This window comes from Roseibium album (assembly GCF_965233825.1).
GTDB classification, from domain to species: domain Bacteria; phylum Pseudomonadota; class Alphaproteobacteria; order Rhizobiales; family Stappiaceae; genus Roseibium; species Roseibium album.
On sequence record NZ_OZ247583.1, the window covers coordinates 1,616,762 to 1,640,061 of the forward strand.

The window sequence follows — 23,300 nt, forward strand, 5'->3', positions numbered from 1 at the left end:
CGACATCAACGCCGGTCTGAATGAAAAAACGCAGGCAGTCCTGAGACTTGCCTGCGCTGGAGAACCGTTGCCGCGAAATTTATTCCGCGGCGTCTTTCACTGCCATTGGATTGTTCGGGTGTGTGGTCCAGTTGGCGTAGTCCTTGTCGACCACCTTCTTGGTCCGGGGATCGATGCTGCCGGCGGCCATAGGCTCCATTGTGATGCAATCCTCAACCGGACAGACGCTCACACACAGGTTGCAGCCGACACATTCTTCATCGATCACCTCGAAGCGGCGTGCACCGTCGACCATGTTCGTGATTGCCTGGTGCGAGGTGTCTTCGCAGGCGATGTGACAGCGGCCGCACTGGATGCAGAGATCCTGATCGATTTTCGCCTTGGCGATGTAGTTCAGGTTCAGATACTGCCAGTCCGAGACATTGGGGACCGCACTGCCGATGAACTGGTCGACAGATGTATGGCCCTTGCTGTCCATCCAGTCGCTGAGCCCTTCGATCATGTCTTCCACGACCTTGAACCCGTAGGTCATCGCGGCTGTGCAAACCTGCACCGAACCGGCTCCCAGTGCCATGAATTCGGCTGCATCGCGCCAGTTTGTCACGCCGCCGATCCCGGAAATGGGCAAACCGTGTGTCACCGGATCGCGTGCAATTTCGGCCACCATGTTCAACGCGATCGGCTTGACTGCCGGTCCGCAATAGCCGCCATGGGCGCCCTTGCCGTCAACCGATGGCGACGGCGACATGATATCCAGGTCAACACCCATGATCGAGTTGATCGTATTGATCAGCGATACGGCATCGGCACCACCGGCTTTTGCTGCCTGTGCTGGCTTGCGGACATCCGTGATATTGGGTGTCAGCTTGACGATACAGGGCATGCGCGAGTGCTGCTTCACCCAGCGGGTGACCATCTCGATATATTCGGGAACCTGGCCAACAGCGGAGCCCATTCCGCGTTCGCTCATGCCGTGAGGGCAGCCGAAATTGAGTTCGACACCATCGGCTCCGGTATCCTCGACGCGCTTCAGGATGTTGATCCAGTTCTGCTCTTCGCAGGGAACCATCAGCGAGACCACAAGGGCACGGTCCGGCCAGTCGCGTTTGACCTGCTTGATTTCCTGCAGGTTGACTTCCAGCGGCCGGTCGGTGATCAGCTCGATATTGTTAAGGCCGATCAGTTGGCGGTCCTTGCCGTGAATGGCGCCGTAGCGCGGACCGTTGACATTGACGATCGCCGGATCTTCGCCGAGCGTCTTCCAGACGACGCCGCCCCAACCGGCCTTGAAGGCGCGAACGACGTTGTATTCCTTGTCTGTCGGCGGGGCCGAGGCCAGCCAGAACGGATTTGGCGACTTGATTCCGATGAAGTTTGTGCGCAGATCAGCCATGGACCCTCTCCCTTGATTCCGTAGTAGCGTGCGCTTGTTCGCTCAAGGCAGTGTGGATGCTTTCCCCGGCGATCTTTCCATCTTCAACAGCCGTGACCGTCAGGTCCTCACCGCCGAGTGCACAGTCGCCTCCGGCCCACACGTCGTCGAGGTTGGTCCTGCGGTCCGCGCTTACAACGATGCGTCCTTTTTCGATCGTGATCGACGCATCCAGATCTTCTTGAACGAGGGTTTGACCGACCGCCTTGAACACCATGTCGGCGGCAAGCGTGAGGTACTCGCCGGTTCCCTTGAGGGCACCGTCTTTGTCGGTTGAGGTTCGTTCAAGTTCGATGGAACTGATATGTCCGTTGTCGATGACCAACCTGTGCGGTTGCACGTTTGTCAGGATCTTGACGCCGGACGTTTGCGCCAGCTCCTGTTCATAGCGGGACGCGTTCATGCGCTCCTGCCCGCGGCGGTAGACGATCGTGACGTCGTCTGCGCCCAGCAGTTTCTTCTGGACAGCGATGTCGATGGCGGTCATGCCGCCGCCGATGACGACGATGTGTCGGCCGACGGGAAGCCGCGCGAGGTCTTCGGCCTGCCTGATGTCGGAAATGTAGTCGACGGCACTCAAAACACCGTTCTGGCTTTCGTGTTCCTTGTTGAGTGCATTGACACCACCAAGCCCGACACTGAGGAAAACGGCATCATGCGTTGCTCTGAGTTCGGCAAGATCAAGGTTGTCGCCAAGACGCATTCCCGTCTTGAGTTCGATACCGCCAATGGAGAGCACGAAGTCCACTTCACGCTGTGCGAAATTGTCGACCGACTTGTAGGACGCAATTCCGAATTCGTTCAGACCGCCGGCCTTGTCCCGTGCATCGAACAGTGTGACATCGTGGCCGTGTACGGCCAGGCGGTGTGCGCAGGACAGTCCGGCCGGTCCTGCTCCGACCACCGCAATTTTCTTGCCGGTGGCGGCTGCGCGGTCAAACGGGGTCGCGTCGTGCCCGGCCATGTAGTGGTCGGTGGCGTGACGCTGCAGCTGTCCGATCTTCACCGGTTTGCCTTCGGCAACCTCGCGGACGCAAACCTGTTCGCACAGGGTTTCTGTCGGGCAGACACGGGCACACATGCCTCCGAGGATATTCTGCTCGAAGATGGTCTTGGCGGACCCGTCCGGGTTGCCGGTCGAGATCTGCCGAATGAACTGGGGAATATCGATGCTTGTAGGACACGCCTGCATGCAAGGTGCATCGTAGCAGAAGTAGCAGCGGTCGGCCTCGACCTGAGCTTCGTGCGGCTCCAGCAACGGATGCAGGTCGCTGAAGTTCTCTGAATATGCGTCCTCGTGCAGGCGTCCGGGTGCGATGTCCGGGCCGGCTTTTGACTGGGTCATGTAGATCTCCGGAAGGTTGGCGATCGTTTTTCAAGACGGCCTTCTTCATTTTTTGAGAAGGCTCATGTCCCTATTGGGCAAAAATTTGAACAGTTAGTCAAATATTTTTAGAACAATTAAAAACTTGAGTATTTGTCTCAAAGATTAAATTGCTTAAATCACAGTGAGTTAGGCGCAAAAGCGAGCCTGATTAAATTTTCACCATAGAAGGCTTCAGTCACCAAAATGTGTTGGCGGCAAAGTGGCTTGTCGCTTTGGTGGTGATTTTTGCGCCGATCAATATGGGCGGTGCGTCAAGCCGAAGCGTTGCGATTGCCCGGTGCGAAAGGACTGAATGCCCAGGCGCGTCACCAGAACCCCGATCGTGAGAATGACGATGGTGACCGGCCAGAAGACGGACATGAAAAAAACACGCGCCAGTCGTGACGCCGTGCTGGTGCAGCTTTCCTGCAATTCCGCCGAGGAGATAATCAAGACGACCAATGTGAAGGCGCCATAAAGAATGGCTCCGATAAGAAATCCAAAAAACATGTCACGGCCCACTTTCGGCTACGCGAAACCGCTATCCGTAAACTTGCCCGTTTAACCGGAAGCGATAAAACGCCGATGAACAAACACTTGCAACAATAGCGTGAAATGTGGCCGAAGCGCCGCATGGAAGGGCAGCCTGCGATCTTGTTTCAGGTTATACCCAAAAAAAGCCGGATTGTTTCAAGTGGCCGCCATGACACGAAGTTCTGCGTCAGGTGTCGCTGTTTCATTCCGGATACCAAAGGCGTGCCTTTTCCGCACCCCGTTCAATGATCACGTGACCGTTGGCGAAAACGCGGTAGCCGTGGCTCCAGTCACCGTCAGGCCATTTGATCCTGATATTGGCCCGTTCCGCGACACCGAGGCCGAAATGCACAAAGCCGAGTTGACCGGACGCATGACCCGCGCCGATCTGAATGTCTTTCACGACGGTCCGGTTCCCGGTCTTCACACTGATCTTCGCGCCGACAGCCCGCGTATTGGCGCGGCCGGGCTGGCGAACGTCGATAGCAATCCAGTTGCCGAGCGGCTTGACGGTTGCGGTGGTCCCTTCTCCCAGATTCCGGAACAGGCTGACCGGAGCGGCACGATTGACGACAATGAGGTCCAGAAGTCCGTCGGCGTTGAAGTCGGCAAGACCGGCTCCTCGGCCCCGACGGTCAAGGTCAATTCCAGCAACATCGCCGGCCTCGACAAACTTTCCGTCCCATTGCCCGATCAGCAGATTGTCAGGATCGTAGGCGGCAAAATCCGGCATGGCTTCAACGTTGCCCTTGGCAATGAAAAGGTCCCAGAGCCCGTCATTGTTTACGTCCTGAAATTCCGAATGCCATCCCGTGGAAGGTTTCAGATCGTCGCCGGTATAGGGTCTGTGCGCGGTCAGGCCGAGGTCAAATGCGATGTCCTGATAAACCGGCACTGTTTCATCCGCTTCGACATCGAGCGTCTGCAATTTGGTGTCACCCATGCTTGTGAGCGCGTATTCGGGAAATCCGTCGACATCGAGATCGATCGACGCAATGCCCATCCCCCAGATTTTCAGGTGCTGCCAACCGTCGGTCTTGCGGAAGGGACGAGGGGGTCTGTTTGGAGAAACTGCCCACAGTTGCTCCTGTCCACCACGATAGTAGTGCCGGTCGTTGGAGATGCGCAGGGACGGTTCACCTGACCGGTTCCAATCGGTGAACAGCATTGAAAGTGAACAGTAACCGGGTGAAAGACGGACGGGATTCGGGTAGCTAACCTGTCCCGCGGCAGACAGTTCCGGCCGGAACAGAAAGTTGTCATGACAGGTGCCCCACGGAGATCCGGGCTGGGAGCGATCGACGTAATTTCCGAATGCGAGCGTCGGATGGTCGCTGGCGGCTTCATATGTCGCGGAAAAGGAAGTCGTCCATTCGCGGCCTCCGTCAAATCCAAGCGCTCGATTGGCAATTTCGAACGTACAGTCGCCCTTGCCTTCCAGCAGAAGATTTTCGCCGAGGCGCAATACAACGAGATCCAGCCGGTCGTCGTTGTTGAAGTCGAGCGGATAGGCACCGAGAACCTTCGCGGACTGCTTTCCGCTCAGACCGGTCTCCTTCGGTGAAAAAAGCAAGGCACCGCCCGACGCACCTTGATTTACAAAAAGCTGCGCCGGATTGTTGCCGCCGGCGAGGAAAAGGTCGGGACGTCTGTCGCCGTTGCAGTCGAAGACCGCGACCCCGCCACCCACAAAAAACTCCCAGGCACCGTCATAGGTGTGATCTATTCCGGCTGCCCCTGCTTCTTCCGCAAAGACGGGAACCGGTGCCTGTGAGGTCCTTCGGTTGTCGGCATGTCCCGTGCTATTGAAAGCGGTGGTCGCCGCAAGGCCCAGCAGCACATTGGAGCACAGATGACAAAACTTCATTGTGCGATCTCCAGGCTACGCAGAAAGGCGATGACGGACTGCCGGTCGCTTTCTGAAAGCGCCGAATAGTCTTTCCGGGACTGCGTTGCATCGCCGCCGTGGGCAAGAATTGCTTCGTTGAGCGTCGTCAGGTCGCCGCGATGGCCGTATGGAGCGGTGCTGCCGATCCCCCAGAGTTCTGCCGTAATGAAAACGTCTCTTGCAACAAATCTCTGCGCGAGTAGTTCGTTTCCGTAAGTCTCGTTCTGTGCATCGGCAATTTTGTGGCGCTTGAGATCTCCGAAAAGCGGCACCAGTGTGCGGCCCCTTTCGTCGCGCGGCAGGCTCTTGATCCAGTCCAGCGTTGCAAGGTCCAGTGCGAGGGGTTTTTCCATGTCGCTCTGGCGAAGCGTTCCGGCCGTGTCGAATGGGCCTGGATCGTGAAATATCAGCGATTCAAGCGGCAGCGCCGGAACATGACAGGAGGCACAGCCGATTTCGCCGAAGACACTCTCTCCCCTGGTACTGGCGGACTGCCAGATATCCGGCAGGTTTTTCTTGCGTGTCGGGGCCGGAAGCGTTGCCTGCCAGGCGACAAGCGCGGAAATCTGGCCAGGTGTCATTTCGGCCGAGACACCGTCGGCGTCAAAATCGTCGGTCCCGGTCCATCTGGGGCCGAAACGCTCGCTCGCCTGAATACCATGGTGGGCGTTCATGGCGTTGACCGTGAACTGACGAAGCGAGGCAAACACACCTTTCTGGCTGAAAGGCCGGATGGTCAGATCATCATCGATCCCGTCTAGGCGCGAAACATCAAGCGTTCCGTCCGGGTAGGCCGTCAGGCGGCCGAAGGATATTCCCTTGGTTTCGAGATCTGCCGTCTCCGGCCGTCCGTTGCGGCGCGCTAAGGAGAGCACGTCATGTCGCTGGCGGCGCAAATCCGTGGTCATTTCCCGGGCGAGCAGTTCGATCAGGCCTGCGCCCTGGATCGCATTCGTGTTGCGTTCGTTGGAAAACTGCGGGTCGATCGTATCGAAATCCGCGCTCTCAAATCCTTCTGAAACGAACACGTTTGCTGTAAAAGCACCCGCACCCCCGACGACAGGCTCGTTGTGGCAGGAGGCGCAGGCATTTGCATCCGGTCCGGCAAGCCGCTGAAACCTGAGGTGCGATTGCCGGCGCACTTTGGTTGGAACGCTCGCTCCGGTCGCGTCGGGACGTCCCGCTCCGTCGAGACTGGTGAACTTGGCAGCAAACAGATGCTCCCCGAGCGCTTGAAGCAGGGGGATGGGGTCCTGGCCCGAGGTAGCCAGTGCTTCGATGTCGATATCGTCCTGGATCGCCCTTTCGCTCCAGGGCGGTAGGTCGGGATCTGCCAGAACCTTTGAGTCAAAGACTAGTGTGAAAACAAGGCTCAACAGGGCGGCTCTGGAGACCGGGGTCACGCCGGCATCTCCGCGTTGTCCCGTCTTGGCGCATCTTCTGCAGTTCTTTCTGCCGCGCCCAAAAAGTCCTTGTCGAGACGTTCCATAGACTGCGCGATGAGCCCGCTGCGAATGAAGTCCTCGTTCCAGGGCATGACATCGAGTGAAAAATTGTTGCGCAGATCGGCAACCAGGGCTTCTTCAAGCCCGTCCTGCATGCCCTTCTCCATGAAGGAAAAGGCGCGCATGGCCGCGCCGGTCAGAACGAGTCGCTTCGGGTCGATCATCGCGATAACCCGCGCAACGCCATAGCCAAGAACCCGACCTGCCTCGTGAAATGCCTTGAGCGCGTTTTCATCGCCTGAAGCCGCTTTCTCAAGCAGTTGGGCGAGGCCGCGCACGCCGGCCCTGATGGTCATCGGATCGGTATCTTCCGGCAGGTGGGTTGCGGCGCGCACAAGCGCGTAGTCGGAGAGATAAGCCTCCAGGCATCCCCGTTTGCCGCACCGGCACAACGCGCCACCGGGGATATGGTTGGCGTGGCCAAATTCGGCGGCGGTTCCGCTTGCCCCGGAAAACAGCTGGTTGTTCAGATAAAGTCCCATGCCGACACCGTAATCGAGCATGATGACGGCAAAGGTACCGCTATACCGGTTCGGATCAGACCAGTGCAGGGCCTCGGTGATCATGTTGGTGTCGTTGGAGATATAGCACTGCGCACCGAATGCGTCCTGCAGTGGTGAGACAATTGGAATTTTTCGACCGGCAAAGGCAGGGCTCCATGCGACCTGCCCGGTTTCCGTTTCCACCACACCTTGAGCGGCGATGCCGATTTCCTGTACGCGTCCCCGTTGAACACCGGCCTCCTTGAGGAAGTTGCTGATTGCGGTGATCAGGATCTCCGGAAAACTGCTTGCATCCGCAGCGGCGCTGTCGAATTTTGTGCGGTTGTCACGAACCACTTCGCCGGCAAAGTCGACCAGGGACAGGTCGATATTGTTTACCGACAACCGGGCGCCGATGATGAATGCGGCATCCGGATTGAGTTTCAACAGCGTTCTGGGGCGTCCGCGTGCCTGCGGTGTCTTGGGTTCCTCGCTTTCCAGGCTGAGGATAAGTCCCTGGTCAAGCAGGTCCGAGGTTATGGCTGTCACGGTCGCGGGACTGAGCCGTGTGATCTGGCCGAGATCGATCCGGGCCATCGAGCCTCCTCGGCGCAGGGCCTGTAGAACAATACTTCGGTTTTGCCGCCGGATCTGATCCCGGTCTGCCTTGCGTGTCATGTGCGCTCAGCTCTTCCCTGTTTGTTTCCACCAACCGGATTTTTCCCGGATTTTCGCCGTTTTTGCGAGAAGTTTCAATTCCCGAAATAAGAGTTTTGCAAAACCATGTTGACAGGAGCCACGCTTTCCTGCAACTTTTTTTCGGACACCAAAAAAAATAGCAACAAGGTTGTCCTATATGCGGCGGCGCACAATTGCCGGTCGCAAACAAGACGCATTTACAGGCGCGGCGAAACTGGAGACCGTGCCAACCGGAGGAAACATCGCGATGCGTAAATTTACCATTTTGCTGGCGGGCGCCCTTATGTCCGCGACCGCAATGACTGCAGCTCAGGCTGCCGATGTCGTTGTGGGTGTGAGCTGGTCGAACTTTCAGGAAGAACGCTGGAAGACCGACGAAGCAGCCATCAAGTCCGCCCTGGAGGCTGCCGGTGCAAAATACATTTCCGCCGATGCCCAGAGCTCTTCTGCAAAGCAGCTTTCGGATGTGGAGGCACTGATAGCTCAGGGCGCGAATGCGCTTATCATCCTGGCTCAGGATGCACAGGCCATCGGCCCGGCTGTCCAGGCTGCGAGTGACGAAGGCATTCCCGTCGTCGGCTATGACCGACTGATCGACGATTCCCGCGCCTTTTACCTGACTTTCGACAATGTCGAGGTCGGCCGCATGCAGGCGGCAGAGGTTCTGGCGGCTGCGCCGAAAGGCGACTACGTCATGATCAAGGGATCACCGACCGACCCCAATGCGGATTTCCTTCGCGGCGGTCAGCAGGAAGTTCTGCAGGCAGCGATCGATGCCGGTGACATCAAGATCGTGGGTGAAGCCTACACCGATGGCTGGTTGCCGGCGAACGCCCAGCGCAACATGGAGCAGATCCTGACGGCCAACGACAACAAGGTCGATGCAGTTGTCGCATCCAATGACGGTACTGCCGGTGGCGTCGTTGCCGCGTTGACGGCACAAGGCATGGATGGCATCCCGGTTTCCGGTCAGGACGGTGATCACGCTGCGCTGAACCGTGTTGCCAAGGGAACCCAGACCGTGTCCGTTTGGAAGGACGCTCGTGAACTCGGCAAGGCTGCCGGTGAAATCGCCGTTGCCCTGGCTGGCGGTTCCGGCATGACCGACGTTGACGGTGCCGGAAAATGGTCCTCACCGTCGGGCACCGAGCTGACTGCCAAATTCCTTGCTCCGCTTCCGATCACCAAGGACAACCTGAGCGCAGTGGTCGATGCCGGCTGGATCACAAAGGATGATCTTTGCCAGGGCGTCTCCAACGGTCCGGCACCTTGTAACTGATAGAAACGCCAACGCGCGGCCCCGGTTGCAGAACCGGGGCCATTGAAGGGAACGCTGCGACTGCAGTTCCCCGGGCGGACCACCCGATGCGAATGCACAATGGTCTCCAAGCAGGAGTTACCTCGATGTCCGACACAGCTCTGCCCGGTCCGAAAGGCCCGGCAGCCCGAAACTTTTTTGCCGCACTGCAGCTCGACACCCGTCTTTTGGGCATGATCGGGGCGTTCATCGTCCTGTGCCTGATTTTCAACGTGGTGACAGAGGGCCGCTTCCTGACACCGCGCAATATATTCAATCTGACGATCCAGACGGTCTCCGTGGCTATTATGGCGACCGGCATGGTTTTCGTCATCGTCACGCGACATATCGACCTTTCGGTCGGCTCCCTGCTGGCGACGGTTGCCGCCGTCATGGCGGTTGTCCAGACAGACATTCTGGCGCACCCGGATGCCCTTGGCCTCGGCCACCCGGCAATTTGGGTTCTAGCGCTGATCGCAGGGATCATAGTCGGTGTTACGATCGGTGCATTCCAGGGATGGATGATCGGTTATCTCGGAATTCCGGCTTTCATCGTTACCCTCGGCGGCCTTCTGGTCTGGAGAAACGTTGCTTGGTTCATCACGTCCGGCCAGACCATAGGTCCACTCAACGAGACATTTACAATGCTCGGTGGTATTGGCGGAACACTCGGTGAAAGTGCGTCTTGGATTTTTGGCATCTTGGCCGTCACACTTGTGCTTTGGCTACAGATTGCGTCCAGGCGGCGAAAGGCGTCGCATGGCTTTCCGGTCAAACCCGTCTGGGCAGAAGTCACGCTCGGGGCAATCATATCAATCGCAATTCTGGGATTTGTCGGGACGCTAAACGCGTATCATATCCCGACTGCCCGTCTGAAGCGGATGTTCGAGGCGGCAGGCGAGACCATGCCGGAAGGTCTGGAGATCGGATACGGTATCCCGTACTCGGTGGTCTTGCTCATTCTTGTCGCGGTGGCCATGACGGTGACAGCACGGCGAACCCGTCTCGGCCGCTACATCTTCGCGACCGGCGGCAATCCGGATGCAGCTGAACTGTCGGGTATCAACACCCGGTTTCTGACGGTCAAGATTTTCGCCATCATGGGCGGTCTGTGCGCGCTTGCGGCCGCGGTTGCGTCTGCCCGTCTGGGATTTTCGACCAATGACCTGGGCACTTTGGACGAGCTTCGGGTCATTGCCGCAGCGGTAATTGGGGGAACGGCTCTTTCCGGCGGTGTCGGCACAATCTATGGAGCTATTCTGGGGGCACTGATCATGCAGTCACTCCAGTCCGGCATGGCAATGGTCGGTGTCGATGCTCCTTTGCAGAACATTGTTGTTGGTGTCGTTCTGGTGCTGGCTGTTCTTGTAGACATCATCTACCGCAAGCGCACGGGGGAGTAAGACATGGATACGCCTCTCGTAGAAATGAAGAACATGTGCATTTCCTTCGGTGGAGTGCACGCCGTGGATCACGTAACCGTCGATCTCTATCCTGGGGAAGTGGTGGGTCTTCTCGGCCACAACGGTGCCGGCAAGTCGACTTTGATCAAGATCTTGTCCGGTGCCTACAAGGCCGACAGCGGAGAGATCATGATCAACGGCGAGGAAGCGCACATCCATTCGCCGCGTGATGCCCGCTCCTACAATATCGAGACCATCTACCAGACGCTCGCGCTGGCCGACAACCTCGATGCCGCGTCAAATCTCTTCCTCGGACGGGAGCTGACCACGCCGTTCGGTTTCGTCGATGACGACGCAATGGAAGCGGAAACTCGCAAGATCATGAGCAAGCTCAACCCGAACTTCAAGAAGTTCCATGCGCCGGTAAAGGCCCTGTCAGGTGGTCAGCGACAATCGGTTGCCATTGCACGGGCGGTCTATTTCAACGCCAGGATCCTGATCATGGACGAGCCGACCGCGGCGCTCGGTGTCCACGAGACGCAAATGGTGGCTGAATTGATTCAGGAATTGAAGAAGCAGGGTCTCGGCATTTTCCTGATCAGCCATGACATTCATGACGTTTTCCAGCTCTGCGATCGGCTGGCCGTCATGAAAAACGGCCAACTCGTCGGATCGGCGAAGACAACGGATGTCACCGACGATGATGTGCTTGGCATGATCATCCTTGGCAAGTGTCCACCGGGGGCGACTCCGGGACCGGGTGCGCTTGTGGACGAGGAAGTGGTCGGCTAAACCGGAAGGAATTGCAGGTCTGATCCGGTTAGGGATCGGATCTGCAACCCACTCCTGTCAGGTCATTCCAGTCGGATCAGGCGGACAGCTGGCAATGCTCTTGCCGAGGCCCTTCAGCGGGTATCGGCCTTCTTTTTGATGAATTTTGAGGAACGCACCTCATGTATATCGGTCTCGACATAGGTACCAGTTCAGTCAAAGCCATCCTTCTTGGCGAGGATCAGTCGCAAATCGCCTCCGCGACCGCGGACCTGACCGTCGAGCGTCCCTTCCCCGGCTGGTCTGAGCAGGACCCGGGGAGCTGGTGGACAGCCTGCCAGACGGTATTGGACGCACTGAAGGACCAGGCGCCGGTCGATATGGCAGCTGTCAAAGGCATCGGGCTTTCCGGTCACATGCATGGGGCAACGCTTCTGGATGAGGCCGGCAATCCGCTTCGGCCATGCATACTGTGGAATGACGGCAGATCGGGTAAGCAGTGTGAAGAACTGACCCGCAAAGAGCCGAAGTTTCAGTCGCTGGGCGGCAATCTCGTGATGCCGGGTTTCACTGCGCCGAAACTGCAATGGGTGCGCGAGAACGAGCCGGAGATATTTGCAAGGACGGCAATGGTTCTCCTGCCCAAGGATTTTGTCCGCTTCATGCTGACGGGAGACTATGCGGGCGACATGTCCGACAGCGCGGGAACGCTCTGGATGGATGTCGCCAAAAGGGACTGGTGCGATGACCTTCTCGCCGCAACGGGTCTCTCGCGTCGTCAAATGCCGCGCCTTGTTGAAGGGTCGGAGAGTTCCGGAATGCTGAAAGCGGATCTTCGCGACCGCTGGGGGATGCAAACCGCGCCGGTTGTCGCCGGCGGCGGCGGGGACAACGCTGCCTCTGCCTGTGGTGTCGGTGCTGTCGATCCCGGCTCGGCGTTCGTGTCGCTTGGCACCTCCGGTGTGCTCTTTGTCACCAACGATCGATTTTCACCCAATGTCGAAGGCGCTGTCCACGCGTTTTGTCACGCCATTCCAGGCACATGGCACCAGATGGGAGTCATTCTGTCGGCGACCGACAGCCTCAACTGGCTTTCCCGTGTCGTAAAGGCATCGCCGGAAAAGCTTACGGCCGGATTGACCGGTGTCTCGGGGCCCTCCCAGGTTTCGTTTCTACCCTATCTTGGAGGCGAACGTACGCCGCACAATGATGTCGAAATCCGCGCCGGGTTTGCCGGAATTTCGCACGAGACCGACGAGATCGTGCTGACACACGCCGTTCTGGACGGCGTTGCGTTTGCCCTGAAGGACTGCCTCGATGCGCTCAGCGTGGCCGGCACCGGGATTGACCGCCTGCTTGCGGTCGGAGGCGGCTCGCGTTCCCGCGTCTGGCTCGAAATCATCGCCAGCCTGCTCAATGTTCCGGTCGATGTTCCAGTCGACGGCGATTTCGGGGCGTCGCTCGGCGCGGCGCGCCTTGGTCAGGCAGCGGTGCTCGGCACAACGGACGGGATTTTCGCCAGGCCGGAAATCAAGGCAAGCATCGATCCCGTTGCTTCCTTGAGTGAAAACTATGCCGAGGCCTATGGCCGCTGGCGCAATCTGTATCCGGCATTCAAGCAAGCCGGCTTCTGAGGAGCATGAATATGAGCACTGGATTCTTTGGCGATCTGCAGCCGATTCGATACGCCGGACCGGGCAGCAAGGATCCGCTGAGTTATCGCCACTACAACAAGGACGAAGTCGTTCTCGGCAAGCGCATGGAAGATCACCTGCGGTTCGCCGTTTGTTACTGGCACAACTTCTGCTGGCCGGGTGGTGATCCTTTCGGTGGAGAGACCTTTCTGCGGCCCTGGATGGCTGCTGGTGGTGACCCGATGGATCAGGCGAGGCTCAAGGCCGACGTCGCTTTCGAGATGTTCCAGATCCTGGACATGCCGTTCTTCACCTTCCATGATCGCGATATCGCGCCGGAAGGCGGGACCCTGGCCGAAAGCAATGCCAATGTGAACGCGATTGCCGATATCTTCGAACGCAAGATGTCGGACACTGGTATCAAGCTCCTTTGGGGCACCGCCAACATGTTCTCCAACCGGCGCTTCATGTCGGGCGCGGCAACAAACCCCGATCCGGATGTCTTCGCCTACGCGGCTGCCCAGGTGAAGAATGCGATGGACGTAACCCATCGGCTCAACGGTTCAAACTACGTGCTCTGGGGTGGCCGTGAGGGCTATGAAACACTGCTCAACACCAATGCCGGGCAGGAACTCGACCAGCTCGGACGGTTCCTTAACATGGTTGTCGAATACAAGCACAAGATCGGATTCACCGGCACGATCCTGATCGAGCCGAAACCGCAGGAACCCTCCAAGCATCAATATGACTACGATGTCGGCACGGTATTCGGTTTCCTGAAGGCCTACGGCCTGGAAAACGAAGTCAAGATGAATATCGAGCAGGGACACGCAATTCTTGCCGGTCATTCCTTCGAACACGAATTGCACATGGCGCGGTCCTTCGGAATTCTCGGCTCGGTCGACATGAACCGGAATGATTACCAGTGCGGCTGGGATACGGATCATTTCGGCATGAACGTGCCCGAACTGGCACTTGCCTATTACGAGATCCTGATGGCGGGCGGCTTTACGACCGGCGGGACCAATTTCGACGCGAAACTTCGCCGTCAATCACTCGATCCGGTCGATCTCATCCAGGCTCATGTCGGCTCGGCAGATGCCATTGCCCGTGGCCTGAAGGCCGCGGCTGCGATCCTCGAGGATGGCCGTCTGAAAGGCTTCGTTGACGATCGCTATGCTGGATGGCAGAAGCCGGAAAATGCGGAGATCCTGAATGGTGGCTCGTCGCTCGAAGCCCTCGCCGACCGCGTCCACGCAGCCGACCTGGAACCTCAGCCGAAGTCTGGCCGGCAGGAATATCTGGAAAGCCTCGTGAACCTGTTCGTTTGAGTTGATCTGCCTCGAAGACGCACTGTGCTCGTTCGAGGCAGCTCCGATATGCAGGCAATTCGTGCGCTGAAACGTGTTGTTTGTCATCCTTGCGAAGGCAGGGATTCGGCCATCCGAGGCAAAGGATTGGCCCCCGGCGTTTCGAACAGATCACCGGATTTCGGCTTTCCGGCTCGTTGCGGCCGGGATGACAAGCACATGCACCCGGAATTCATTGACACAAATATTCAAAGCCCCTCGAAAAACCGCCTGCCGTCCGGGTCGGACAAGTCGTGCAGGCGGTTGGCGGCATGGCGTGCAAAGCGGTGGGTCACCGATTTGCGCGTGGCCGCCGCCAGCTTGTGTTCCGGTGCTTCCCGCAGAATTTCCGCCCCAAATCCGTCGGACAGGATAAGTCCGGCCTCTTCGGGAAAGATCTCTGCTGGAACATCCGGGTGGGTCGCGAAAAACAACCGGTCACAATGCAGACGGTAGTCGGGCCATTTGGTATCTGCACGAAAATCGGCGATCGAGGATTTGACTTCGACGATCCACAACTGGTGTTTGGGGCCGAGCGCCAGCAGGTCCGCTCGCCGGTTAGAGGCAAGTGTAACTTCAGGAAGGCAGGCGAAATCGAGTTGGCGCAGCAATCGTGCGGTTCCGCGCCACACTTTCAGAGCAGTTTCCGATTGACGGCCGTCAATCAGCGGATCGTCCAGCTGAATGCGGCCTGGAGAGTGTTGAAAATCGCTTGCCATTGTGTATTTGTTCCATCTTTGTTCGCCTGTTGCAAGATTTTCAACAGGGTTCATAGCTCGTTCTCGCGCAATTGCGTGTTTCGGGAATTGAATTGCACGGTTATGTTGAGCGACGTTGAGCCTGGAGGGGTTATGCATTTTGATTTTGGTTTGCGGGGTGTGCTGCTCGCCGCCATGGTCCTGGCACTGCCGGGGCTTGCGTTTGCGGCCAAGGGTGATTTGAAGGTCCAGGTGCCGAGATCCGCACCGCTTCTGAAGGGGCGGACGCTTGATCTGCGTTTTGCCGATTTCGCACAGGGTATCTGGGTTCGGGATCTGGAAGATTGCCCGGCAAAACGCATTGATCAGAGTGCACCGGGGAGCGCATTGGCGATTTATCGCGGGCTCTGGGAAATGCCGGACCGGATCTGCCAGGTTTACGGCGCCGAACTCGGACGCCGGGATACACAACGCGCGGCCATCAACTGCCTCTTGAACAATGGTGCGGAGTCGATCGAACTCGTCACGGTCCAGCCCCGCGGTACCAACGGGCTGATCGTTCAGGAGGGCGAAAGACCACCTGTCCATTTCCGCTTTTGCGAACAGATCACGCCGGTGCTGAAGGCCGCGGAGAACAACTAGGCAGCCCGGTGAACTTGTTCTAGATCTCCGGTCCTGCCCAGAGGTCCGAACGGGCGGTCTTTTTGGGTAGTCTCGATTCGGCAATATGTGCCGTCAGGGGATCGAGTGCGCATAATGCATCATACTGACTGAGGAAAACCTCGCCGGTCAGGTTCTCGAGGAAATCGGTGCGTTTCAACCGGTCCATAACAGGGCCCTTGACTTCGGACAGGTGGAACGACACGCCTGAATCCTTGAGCCGGTGGTTGATTTCTTCAAGGCTTTCCAGGGCACTGGCGTCGATTTCATTGACTGCCGGGCACATCAGGACAACGTGTTCGATATCGGGCCTGTCCGCCACCAGCGCGTAGATCCTGTCTTCCAGGTACCTTGAATTTGCAAAAAACAGGCTTTCATCGACCCTGAGTGCCAGAACGCGGTCTCCTGTCACGACCTTGTGCCGGTCGACATTCCGGAAGTGCTCGCTTCCCGGAACGACACCGACGATGGCCATGTGAGGACGGCTGCTCCGGTAAAGATGAAGCGCTATCGACAAGGTGACGCCGGCGACGACACCGGGTTCCACACCGAAGAACAGTGTGATCAGGATTGTCGCGGCCATGGCGGTAAAGTCGCTTTTGGAATAGGCGAATGTGCGTCTGATGGCACCGAAATCCACCAGCGACAAAACCGCGACGATGATGGTCGCGGCAAGAGTAGCCTGCGGCAGGTAGGTGAGGAGAGGGGTCAGGAACAGCGTGGCGAGCGCGATACCGATCGCCGTGAATGCGCCGGCAGCCGGCGTGGCGGCGCCCGCGTCGAAATTGACGACCGAGCGCGCAAACCCGCCGGTGACCGGATAACCGCCCGAAATTGCGGAGGCGATATTGGAAGCTCCGAGCCCGATCAGTTCCTGGTCCGGCTCGATCCGCTGCCGTTTCTTTGCCGCTAGCGTCTGCGCGACGGAAACCGATTCCACGAAACCGATCACCGATATCAGCAGGGCAGGTCCTGCCAGCGCCAACCAGAGGTCGGAATCGAAAGACGGCAGTTGCGGCACCGGCAGACCGGAAGGAATGTCACCGACGATGCGAACACCTCTGTCACCCAGCTGGAAGACTGCCGAGGCAATCGTCGTGACGGCGACGGCGGCAACCGGGCCGGCCTTGGCAAGTCCATCGGCAAGAAACGGTTGGAGACCACTTCTCAGCAACAGTGCCCGGAGGCCCTTGCGGACCCAGAACAGGAAGATGGTGGATGCCGCGCCGATGCCGAACGTGATCCAGTTGATCTCGTTGAGGTGACTCATGATCGACAGGAGGATGTCGTAAAGCGTGTGGCCGTGTGCGGGTACGCCGAGAATGTGTTTCAGCTGACTTGAGGCAATCAGCAGGCCGGAAGCCGTGATGAAGCCGGAGATCACCGGGTGACTGAGGAGATTGGCTAGAAAGCCGAGCCTGAACAGGCCCATGGCAACAAGCATCAGTCCGGAGAGCAGCGCCAGGACGATCGCGGCGCCGAGATATTCGGGGGTGCCCTGTTGAGCCAGTTCGCCGACTGCCGAGGCCGTCATCAGGGAGACCACGGCAACAGGCCCGACGGCCAGCGCACGACTTGTTCCGAATATGGCATAGGCAACCAGCGGCAGGATGGATGCATATAGTCCGACTTCCGGCGGCAGCCCCGCCAGGAGTGCATAGGCCAGGGACTGCGGGATCAGCATGATGGTGACGATAACGGCGGCCACCAGGTCACTTGTCGCGGTCGACTTGTCGTATTTCTTGCCCCAGTCGAGAATGGGGAAATAGCGCTGGAGCAGGGTCATTTGATCAACTTGGTTGCCTTCACAAGCAACGAGCCGGTCACCCGGCCCGTCGCATGGTCCAGTTTTTTGCGGCAGATTTTAGCGTCAGGCAGCGGATACCTTTTCCGGTTTTGCCATCCATTCCTTGCCGCGCAACATGGCGCGCCAGTAGACCGGCGGCAGGATACGCTCCTTCAGCAGCCATGCCGTCCGTGTCGGCCTGGTTCCGTCAACCAGCCAACGCGGAAAGCTCGGCAACAGCGTCCCGCCATAGCCGAATTCAGCCAACACGATCTTGCCGCGCTCGACGGTGAGGGGGCAGGAGCCATAACCGTCATATTGGGCCGTGGCGCTGTGTCCCCTGATATCGGACACCACATTCTCCGCGACAACGGGTGCCTGCTTTCTTGCAGCAGCCGCAGTCTTGGCATTGGGCGCGTTCATGACATCGCCGAGCGACCAGATGTTGTCATATGTCTTGTGACGAAGGGTCGCCTGGTCGACATCCACCCAGCCCGCGCTGTCGGCGAGCGGCGAAACACGGATGAAATCCGGGGCGGTCTGAGGCGGTGTGACGTGCATCATGTCGAACTCGACGCCGACCTGCAGCGGCTCCTGTCCCGGCGCGATCACTTCGAAAGTGGCCTTTTTCGCGGGTCCGTCTATCGCAATCAGATTGTGAAAGAAATTCAGGGAAACGCCATACCGTTTCACATAGTCCATCAAGGCCGGGACATAGTCCTTGACCCCGAATAGAACCCCTCCTGCATTCATGAACTGGATGTCGATTTCACCTAGTCGTGCGGTTCGGACCCAATGGTCGGCGGACAGGTACATCGCCTTTTGAGGGGCACCTGCGCACTTGATCGGCATCGGTGGCTGGGTAAAGAGCGCTCGGCCTGCCTGCATTTCCTGCACCAGCCGCCAGGTATAGGGGGCAAGGTCGTAGCGGTAGTTCGAGGTCACGCCATTCTTTCCGAGTGTTTCGACCAGCCCCTCGATACGATGCCAATCCAGTTTCAAACCCGGACAGACAACAAGCCGCCCGTATTTGACGACCCGGCAGCCGTCCAGAATGACTGCGTTGTCTTTTGGTTCGAAAGCGGCAACCGCGGATTTGATCCAGTGAACGCCGCGCGGGATCAGCGACGCCATCGTCTTGGCCGTGTCGGACGCTTCGAACACGCCACCGCCGACCATAGTCCAGCCCGGCTGGTAATAGTGGACGTCGGCTGGATCTATGATAGCGATCTCAAGATCGGATTTGCGGGAGAGCAGGCTTGAGGCGACCGAAATTCCGGCGGCGCCACCTCCGACAACGACCACGTCAAAGCGGGCATCTTCGGTTGATTCCGTAGGTGTCCGTCCACCATTTGCAATCCGTCTGACCACGCCTGCCATGTCATATCCGGCGGAATGTGTCTGTTCCAGGATATCGGCAACGGATAGGGTCTCGGCCTGCGAGAGCGACCAGAGCGTTGCCGAACGTGTACCGGTCCGGCAATAGGCAAGCACCGGCTTTGGCAGATTGTCCAGCAGATCGGCAAAGGCTGCAGCGTCCTCGTCCCCCACTTTTCCTGCAACAATCGGCAGATAACGCGTTTCAATGCCGAATTTTTCGGCCGCAGTCTCGATTTCCTCGAAAGTCGGTTGGTCGGCGCCTTCACCATCCGGCCGATTGCAAATCACCGAGCGGAAGCCCGACTGCGCGATATCTGCAAGGTCCTTGGGTGCGATCTGCGGGGCAACGGATATCTGACCGTTGATTTTCTTGCCTGCCATTGCGTATGCCTCCCGGCGTCTTGAAGCGGGTGTTTAGAGCGAGTTCACCGGGACCTTGAGGAATGTCTTTCCGCTCTCATCCGAGGGTGGCAGTTTCCCGGCACGCATGTTGACCTGCAGGGACGGGATGATCAGTTTTGGCATGTCCAGCTGGGCGTCACGGTCCGTGCGGAACTTGACGAATTCCTCACGTGTCTTGCCGCCGCCGACATGGATGTTGTGCCGCTTTTCGTCTCCGACCGTGGTTTCCCACTGGATGTCCCTGCCGTTGGGGCCGTAGTCGTGGCACATGAACAGGCGCAGTTCTTCCGGAAGCGCCAGGACTTTCTGGATGGAATCGTAGAGCGTCGCGGCGTCCCCGCCAGGGAAGTCCGCGCGAGCCGAGCCGCCATCCGGCATGAACAGCGTATCACCGGTAAACGCGGCGTTGCCCATCACGTGTACCATGCATGCCGGCGTGTGGCCGGGCGTGTAAATGGCAAAGGCAGTCATGTTGCCGATCTTGTAGGTGTCTCCGTCCTGGAACAGCCGGTCGAATTGGCTACCATCCCGTTGAAACTCCGTGCCTTCATTGAAGACCTTGCCGAATGTTTCCTGGACGACGGTAATCTGGTTGCCGATGCCGAGCTTGCCGCCGAGTTTCTGCTGGATATACGGAGCCCCGGACAGGTGATCGGCGTGAACATGCGTTTCGATCAGCCATTCAAGCTCGAGGCTGCTTTTCTGAATGAAGTCGATGATTTCGTCTGCATGTTCATAGCTGATGCGGCCCGCCGCATAGTCGATGTCCATGACGCTGTCGACAACGGCACAGGCGTTTGAAGACGGGTCTTTGACGACGTAGCTGATGGTGTTTGTTGCCGGATCGAAAAAGGCCTTCACGTCCGGTTTGACAGCCAAGTCGACGGGATAGTTCGAAGCGAGCATTTTTTTCTCCCTGATAGGGCCGGCAGCGTGCTCCAGGTCAGGCGCCAGCCGGCTGTTCCTTGATGGTCATTCGCGTGGCCAGTCTGGCAGCAAGCATTCCGGCAACGATTGCGGCGCCCGTCAGAAACGGTTCACCCAGTCCCAGTCCGAGCACAGGAACCAGACCACCCGGGCAAAAGCCTGTCATGCCCCAGCCGATGCCGAAGATGGCAGAACCGCCAATGAGCTTGACATCAAGATCCTGCTTCGTCGGCAAGGAAAATGTGCTGGAAAAGGCCGGGCGGTCCATCTTGAAGACCAGCCGGTATCCGATGGCGGTGACGAGCAGCGCGCCGCCCATCACAAAGGCAAGGCTCGGGTCCCATGTTCCTGCCACGTCAAAAAAATTCATCACCTTTGCGGGATTACCCATGCCGGAGATCAGGATGCCGCAACCGAATACCAGCCCGATCGCAAATGCGGATAGAAGCCTCATTGTCTTATCCTCCGAACACGTGGCGGATCAGGAAAACGGTCATGCCAGCCATTGCCATGAACGTAAGTGTTGCCGCGATGGATCGCACCGACAGGCGCGACATGCCGCAGACGCCATGACCACTGGTGCAGCCGGAACCAAGGGTTGTCCCGACGCCGGTCAGAAATCCGCCTATGACAAGCAGAAACGGCGAGGACGGGATACTTATCTGCGGCAGCTGTCCAGTGGCCCCGAGCAGGATCAGCGGACTGGCGATCATGCCTGCCAGGAAGGCGAACCGCCAGGCCCAGTCCGGGCTGAGGCGGGTTGTCAGCAATCCGTTGACGATGCCGTTGATGCCGGCGATTCGCCCGTGCGAAGCCATCAGGGCGACTGTTGCCAGACCGATCAGCAGGCCGCCTCCGAGGCTGAGGAAAGGGGTAAAGTTGGTCATCATGCCTCCATAGATAGTTTATATTCGAATATATGAAAGTAGACAGTTTGACGCAAGTAATTCCACTTAGCGCACGCTCGTTCGGGATCCCCTGTTTGATTCACGCGTTTGAAGCTGTTGCCGTCGGCCAGGCAAGAGGATGAAATGTTGAAGAATTCGGGGCTATTGCGCTCCGGAGCCTTTCAGAACGAGAACCACTGTCGTTCCGTCCTGCCGTTTCTTTGACATTGCACCGGACATGAGAATTGCCGGGTTGTCGGACGCCGGCGGCACCTCGAGGTCCGTTCGCGGGCCGGAGAACTCTCCCATTGGCCTGAGAATGTGTTCGTGGACCACACTCCCCAGATAAAGCGGTTGCAGGCTGCCGCCCTGAAGGATCTGGTAGCGGCTCGGCCACAGACGAAGTACCCAGCGGCCGCCCCTGGTCTCGTCGGTATCCTTGCGGATCAACACCAGATCCGGTTGTCGACCGTTCTGACTGCGTGGCAATATCGGCAGGGAATCCGGCGGTGTTTTGCCTTCAACAAATCCGCCGGCTGTTGTGAGCGACCATTTCGGTGGAAGTTGCCATCCATCCTTTTCGGCTGCTTTGGCAAATTGTGGCAACGGGCCTGCAAACTGGATGACCAGCGGTTCCTCCCTGTCGCCGTTCAATTCAATCCGGCGGGCTGGCAGGAATTGCCATCCGTTGTCCCGCCAACCGGAAGCGGTGAGGACTTCCGTGTCTGCTTTTGGCTGGTAGGTCAGCAAGGCCTTGTCGAATGTCGACCAAATATGCCAACCGCCAAAGACAGTCAGTGTTGCGACGACAATTGCCGCAAGCGTTGCCCGGCCGATTTTCTCGTTGTGAATCGGGCCGAAAACGAACGCGAATGCGGACACCATGGCAGTGCCGAAGAGGAGCCCGGCCAGGACATCGGACATCCAGTGCGCGCCGAGATAGACACGTGAAAAGCCAATGGCGATCACAAAAGTTGCGATAACACTGAAAACGCTCGCCTTCAGCCATCGATTGAGGTCATGAGCGATCAGGACGGCGCATATGCCGAACAGGACGGCTGTAAGGGTCGCATGACCACTCGGGAAACTATAGGCGTCGGCACCGGCGTACAGTTCCATGGGACGCGACCGGTGCAGGAGCAGCTTGAACAGGGGAACGAACATTGCCGTTCCGGCCATGGCGATGATGAAACCAATGCCACGGCGCCATGCCTTTCTCAGGAAAAGATATGCCGCGACCGCAGTTGCTACGGCTGCCACCACCACGCCGTCTCCGAGCGTGGTGAAGAACACCATGATCTTGTCACCGACGGGGGTGCGCAGGCTGTCGAAGAAATTCAGGATCGACAGATCGGCGCGCACCATTGGTTCTCCCGGCGCCACCTGGCCAACGACCCAGAAAAACGCAGGCATCGTGATCAACAGCAGCACTGCCGAGGCAAGCATCCCGGCGGAGCGCGGGTGGTCCGGGTCGAAATTGCGCGCAATCCATTGTGATACCCGGTCGGGACGTCTGGAAAACCAGGCGACAATCAAAGCGTGGGCATTGGGAAACAATGGCAGGATAATCAGGATGAGCCACCGTCCCAATATCACGAAAAGAAAGATGATCAGGAGCAGTGCGCCGAGAACAAAGGCCAGGCGTCCGCTGATCTGGCCAACCGCACTAAGCGCGGATCCGGCGATAATGCCGGGACCAATATGGGCAATTGTCCAGGCAAAGGCCGATGTGACGTTGACGATGGAAAAACGGGTGAAGTTCATACCCGCCATGCCGGCGATCCCGGGAACGACCGATTTGACCCCGGGGACAAAACGACCGATGAAAACGCTCTTGCCGCCGTGCTGCTGAAAGAACTTTTCACCGCTGTCGATCATGTGGCTGTACTTGTTCAAAGGCCACATGCTTTTGATCTTGTCCTTGAACCGGTATCCGATCCAGTACGAGATGGCATCGCCGGCTGTCGCCCCGAGCGTCGTCCAGATGAAGAGGGGTACCGGATCCAGTTTGCCGAGGCCCACAAGCGTCCCGGCGCCGACGAGTACGACCGTGGTCGGAACAAACAGGCCGACAATGAATAGAGCTTCACCCATGGCTGCCAGAAAGCAGATCAGACCGGCCAGCGACGGATTTTCCGCTATAAAGTTCAGGACGGGATCAAGAAATTCTGTCACGGACGTCTGTCAGTCTGATCTGTAA

19 protein-coding genes are annotated in these 23,300 nt (G+C 58.3%); 6 read left to right on the plus strand and 13 right to left on the minus strand.

Features of this window, described 5'->3' with window-relative positions:
* Positions 1–79 precede the first annotated feature (79 nt).
* From preA to ACO6TI_RS07570, 6 genes are all read right to left on the minus strand, one after another.
* Complete coding sequence (gene preA / locus ACO6TI_RS07545) at positions 80–1,393, minus strand: NAD-dependent dihydropyrimidine dehydrogenase subunit PreA (protein ID WP_055391514.1); 1,314 nt, start codon at positions 1,391–1,393, stop codon at positions 80–82.
* Positions 1,386–2,777 (minus strand): NAD(P)-dependent oxidoreductase, encoded by a 1,392-nt coding sequence (locus tag ACO6TI_RS07550; protein ID WP_422384662.1) that lies wholly within the window; start codon positions 2,775–2,777, stop codon positions 1,386–1,388. Before ACO6TI_RS07550 ends, preA begins: the two co-directional genes overlap by 8 nt.
* A 276-nt stretch (positions 2,778–3,053) precedes the next feature.
* Entirely contained in the window at positions 3,054–3,308 is a 255-nt protein-coding gene (locus tag ACO6TI_RS07555) for a hypothetical protein (protein WP_055391512.1), read from the minus strand.
* A gap of 226 nt (positions 3,309–3,534) precedes the next feature.
* A complete protein-coding gene (locus tag ACO6TI_RS07560) occupies positions 3,535–5,199 on the minus strand; it encodes a CRTAC1 family protein (protein WP_422384663.1) in 1,665 nt (554 codons plus the stop codon).
* The gene (locus tag ACO6TI_RS07565) at positions 5,196–6,623 is read right to left on the minus strand and encodes a di-heme oxidoredictase family protein (protein WP_321190327.1); all 1,428 of its coding nucleotides are present in this window, start codon (positions 6,621–6,623) and stop codon (positions 5,196–5,198) included. The genes ACO6TI_RS07560 and ACO6TI_RS07565 overlap by 4 nt, the downstream gene beginning before the upstream one ends.
* Positions 6,620–7,885 (minus strand): ROK family protein, encoded by a 1,266-nt coding sequence (locus ACO6TI_RS07570; protein ID WP_104704401.1) that lies wholly within the window; start codon positions 7,883–7,885, stop codon positions 6,620–6,622. The genes ACO6TI_RS07565 and ACO6TI_RS07570 overlap by 4 nt, the downstream gene beginning before the upstream one ends.
* A 268-nt stretch (positions 7,886–8,153) precedes the next feature.
* Between ACO6TI_RS07570 and xylF the strand changes: the two genes are divergently transcribed.
* From xylF to xylA, 5 genes are all read left to right on the plus strand, one after another.
* On the plus strand, positions 8,154–9,185 hold the full coding sequence (xylF, locus tag ACO6TI_RS07575; RefSeq protein WP_104704448.1) for a D-xylose ABC transporter substrate-binding protein: 1,032 nt from the start codon (positions 8,154–8,156) through the stop codon (positions 9,183–9,185).
* 125 nt (positions 9,186–9,310) lie between these two features.
* The gene (locus ACO6TI_RS07580) at positions 9,311–10,606 is read left to right on the plus strand and encodes a sugar ABC transporter permease (RefSeq protein WP_282045251.1); all 1,296 of its coding nucleotides are present in this window, start codon (positions 9,311–9,313) and stop codon (positions 10,604–10,606) included.
* Between the two features lie 24 nt (positions 10,607–10,630).
* Positions 10,631–11,398, plus strand: a complete 768-nt coding sequence (locus tag ACO6TI_RS07585) for an ATP-binding cassette domain-containing protein (RefSeq protein ID WP_055391507.1) — start codon at positions 10,631–10,633, stop codon at positions 11,396–11,398.
* A gap of 161 nt (positions 11,399–11,559) precedes the next feature.
* Positions 11,560–13,011 carry a xylulokinase gene (gene xylB, locus ACO6TI_RS07590; RefSeq protein WP_422384664.1) on the plus strand — a complete coding sequence of 484 codons (1,452 nt, stop codon included), beginning with the start codon at positions 11,560–11,562 and terminating at the stop codon, positions 13,009–13,011.
* A gap of 11 nt (positions 13,012–13,022) precedes the next feature.
* Entirely contained in the window at positions 13,023–14,342 is a 1,320-nt protein-coding gene (xylA, locus tag ACO6TI_RS07595) for a xylose isomerase (RefSeq protein ID WP_055391571.1), read from the plus strand.
* A 227-nt stretch (positions 14,343–14,569) separates the two neighbouring features.
* Here xylA and ACO6TI_RS07600 read toward each other — a convergent pair whose 3' ends face one another.
* Positions 14,570–15,079, minus strand: a complete 510-nt coding sequence (locus ACO6TI_RS07600; protein WP_055391570.1) for an MmcB family DNA repair protein — start codon at positions 15,077–15,079, stop codon at positions 14,570–14,572.
* Positions 15,080–15,211: 132 nt separating this feature from the next.
* Here ACO6TI_RS07600 and ACO6TI_RS07605 point away from each other — a divergent pair, with 132 nt between their 5' ends.
* Positions 15,212–15,700 carry a hypothetical protein gene (locus ACO6TI_RS07605; RefSeq protein ID WP_196878103.1) on the plus strand — a complete coding sequence of 163 codons (489 nt, stop codon included), beginning with the start codon at positions 15,212–15,214 and terminating at the stop codon, positions 15,698–15,700.
* Between the two features lie 19 nt (positions 15,701–15,719).
* Here ACO6TI_RS07605 and ACO6TI_RS07610 read toward each other — a convergent pair whose 3' ends face one another.
* From ACO6TI_RS07610 to ACO6TI_RS07635, 6 genes are all read right to left on the minus strand, one after another.
* Complete coding sequence (locus ACO6TI_RS07610) at positions 15,720–17,504, minus strand: SulP family inorganic anion transporter (protein ID WP_422384665.1); 1,785 nt, start codon at positions 17,502–17,504, stop codon at positions 15,720–15,722.
* A gap of 84 nt (positions 17,505–17,588) precedes the next feature.
* Positions 17,589–19,265: a bifunctional protein tyrosine phosphatase family protein/NAD(P)/FAD-dependent oxidoreductase gene (locus ACO6TI_RS07615; protein WP_196896662.1), complete on the minus strand. Its 1,677-nt coding sequence runs from the start codon at positions 19,263–19,265 to the stop codon at positions 17,589–17,591.
* Positions 19,266–19,298: 33 nt separating this feature from the next.
* A complete protein-coding gene (locus ACO6TI_RS07620) occupies positions 19,299–20,192 on the minus strand; it encodes an MBL fold metallo-hydrolase (protein WP_104704411.1) in 894 nt (297 codons plus the stop codon).
* A gap of 37 nt (positions 20,193–20,229) precedes the next feature.
* Positions 20,230–20,667, minus strand: coding sequence for a DUF6691 family protein (locus tag ACO6TI_RS07625; protein ID WP_104704412.1), 438 nt, complete (start codon positions 20,665–20,667; stop codon positions 20,230–20,232).
* Between the two features lie 4 nt (positions 20,668–20,671).
* Positions 20,672–21,103, minus strand: a complete 432-nt coding sequence (locus tag ACO6TI_RS07630; protein ID WP_108873214.1) for a YeeE/YedE family protein — start codon at positions 21,101–21,103, stop codon at positions 20,672–20,674.
* A 159-nt stretch (positions 21,104–21,262) separates the two neighbouring features.
* Positions 21,263–23,275: a bifunctional DedA family/phosphatase PAP2 family protein gene (locus ACO6TI_RS07635; RefSeq protein WP_173937401.1), complete on the minus strand. Its 2,013-nt coding sequence runs from the start codon at positions 23,273–23,275 to the stop codon at positions 21,263–21,265.
* Positions 23,276–23,300 lie beyond the last annotated feature (25 nt).

Excerpts from the sequence above, each read along its gene's own strand:
- preA (WP_055391514.1), bottom strand. The coding sequence starts at position 1,393 with ATGGCTGATCTGCGCACAAACTTCATCGGAATCAAGTCGCCAAATCCG.
- ACO6TI_RS07550 (WP_422384662.1), bottom strand. The coding sequence starts at position 2,777 with ATGACCCAGTCAAAAGCCGGCCCGGACATCGCACCCGGACGCCTGCAC.
- ACO6TI_RS07555 (WP_055391512.1), bottom strand. The coding sequence starts at position 3,308 with ATGTTTTTTGGATTTCTTATCGGAGCCATTCTTTATGGCGCCTTCACA.
- ACO6TI_RS07560 (WP_422384663.1), bottom strand. The coding sequence starts at position 5,199 with ATGAAGTTTTGTCATCTGTGCTCCAATGTGCTGCTGGGCCTTGCGGCG.
- ACO6TI_RS07570 (WP_104704401.1), bottom strand. The coding sequence starts at position 7,885 with ATGACACGCAAGGCAGACCGGGATCAGATCCGGCGGCAAAACCGAAGT.
- xylF (WP_104704448.1), top strand. The coding sequence starts at position 8,154 with ATGCGTAAATTTACCATTTTGCTGGCGGGCGCCCTTATGTCCGCGACC.
- ACO6TI_RS07580 (WP_282045251.1), top strand. The coding sequence starts at position 9,311 with ATGTCCGACACAGCTCTGCCCGGTCCGAAAGGCCCGGCAGCCCGAAAC.
- ACO6TI_RS07585 (WP_055391507.1), top strand. The coding sequence starts at position 10,631 with ATGAAGAACATGTGCATTTCCTTCGGTGGAGTGCACGCCGTGGATCAC.
- xylB (WP_422384664.1), top strand. The coding sequence starts at position 11,560 with ATGTATATCGGTCTCGACATAGGTACCAGTTCAGTCAAAGCCATCCTT.
- xylA (WP_055391571.1), top strand. The coding sequence starts at position 13,023 with ATGAGCACTGGATTCTTTGGCGATCTGCAGCCGATTCGATACGCCGGA.
- ACO6TI_RS07600 (WP_055391570.1), bottom strand. The coding sequence starts at position 15,079 with ATGGCAAGCGATTTTCAACACTCTCCAGGCCGCATTCAGCTGGACGAT.
- ACO6TI_RS07605 (WP_196878103.1), top strand. The coding sequence starts at position 15,212 with ATGCATTTTGATTTTGGTTTGCGGGGTGTGCTGCTCGCCGCCATGGTC.
- ACO6TI_RS07610 (WP_422384665.1), bottom strand. The coding sequence starts at position 17,504 with ATGACCCTGCTCCAGCGCTATTTCCCCATTCTCGACTGGGGCAAGAAA.
- ACO6TI_RS07615 (WP_196896662.1), bottom strand. The coding sequence starts at position 19,265 with ATGGCAGGCAAGAAAATCAACGGTCAGATATCCGTTGCCCCGCAGATC.
- ACO6TI_RS07620 (WP_104704411.1), bottom strand. The coding sequence starts at position 20,192 with ATGCTCGCTTCGAACTATCCCGTCGACTTGGCTGTCAAACCGGACGTG.
- ACO6TI_RS07625 (WP_104704412.1), bottom strand. The coding sequence starts at position 20,667 with ATGAGGCTTCTATCCGCATTTGCGATCGGGCTGGTATTCGGTTGCGGC.
- ACO6TI_RS07630 (WP_108873214.1), bottom strand. The coding sequence starts at position 21,103 with ATGATGACCAACTTTACCCCTTTCCTCAGCCTCGGAGGCGGCCTGCTG.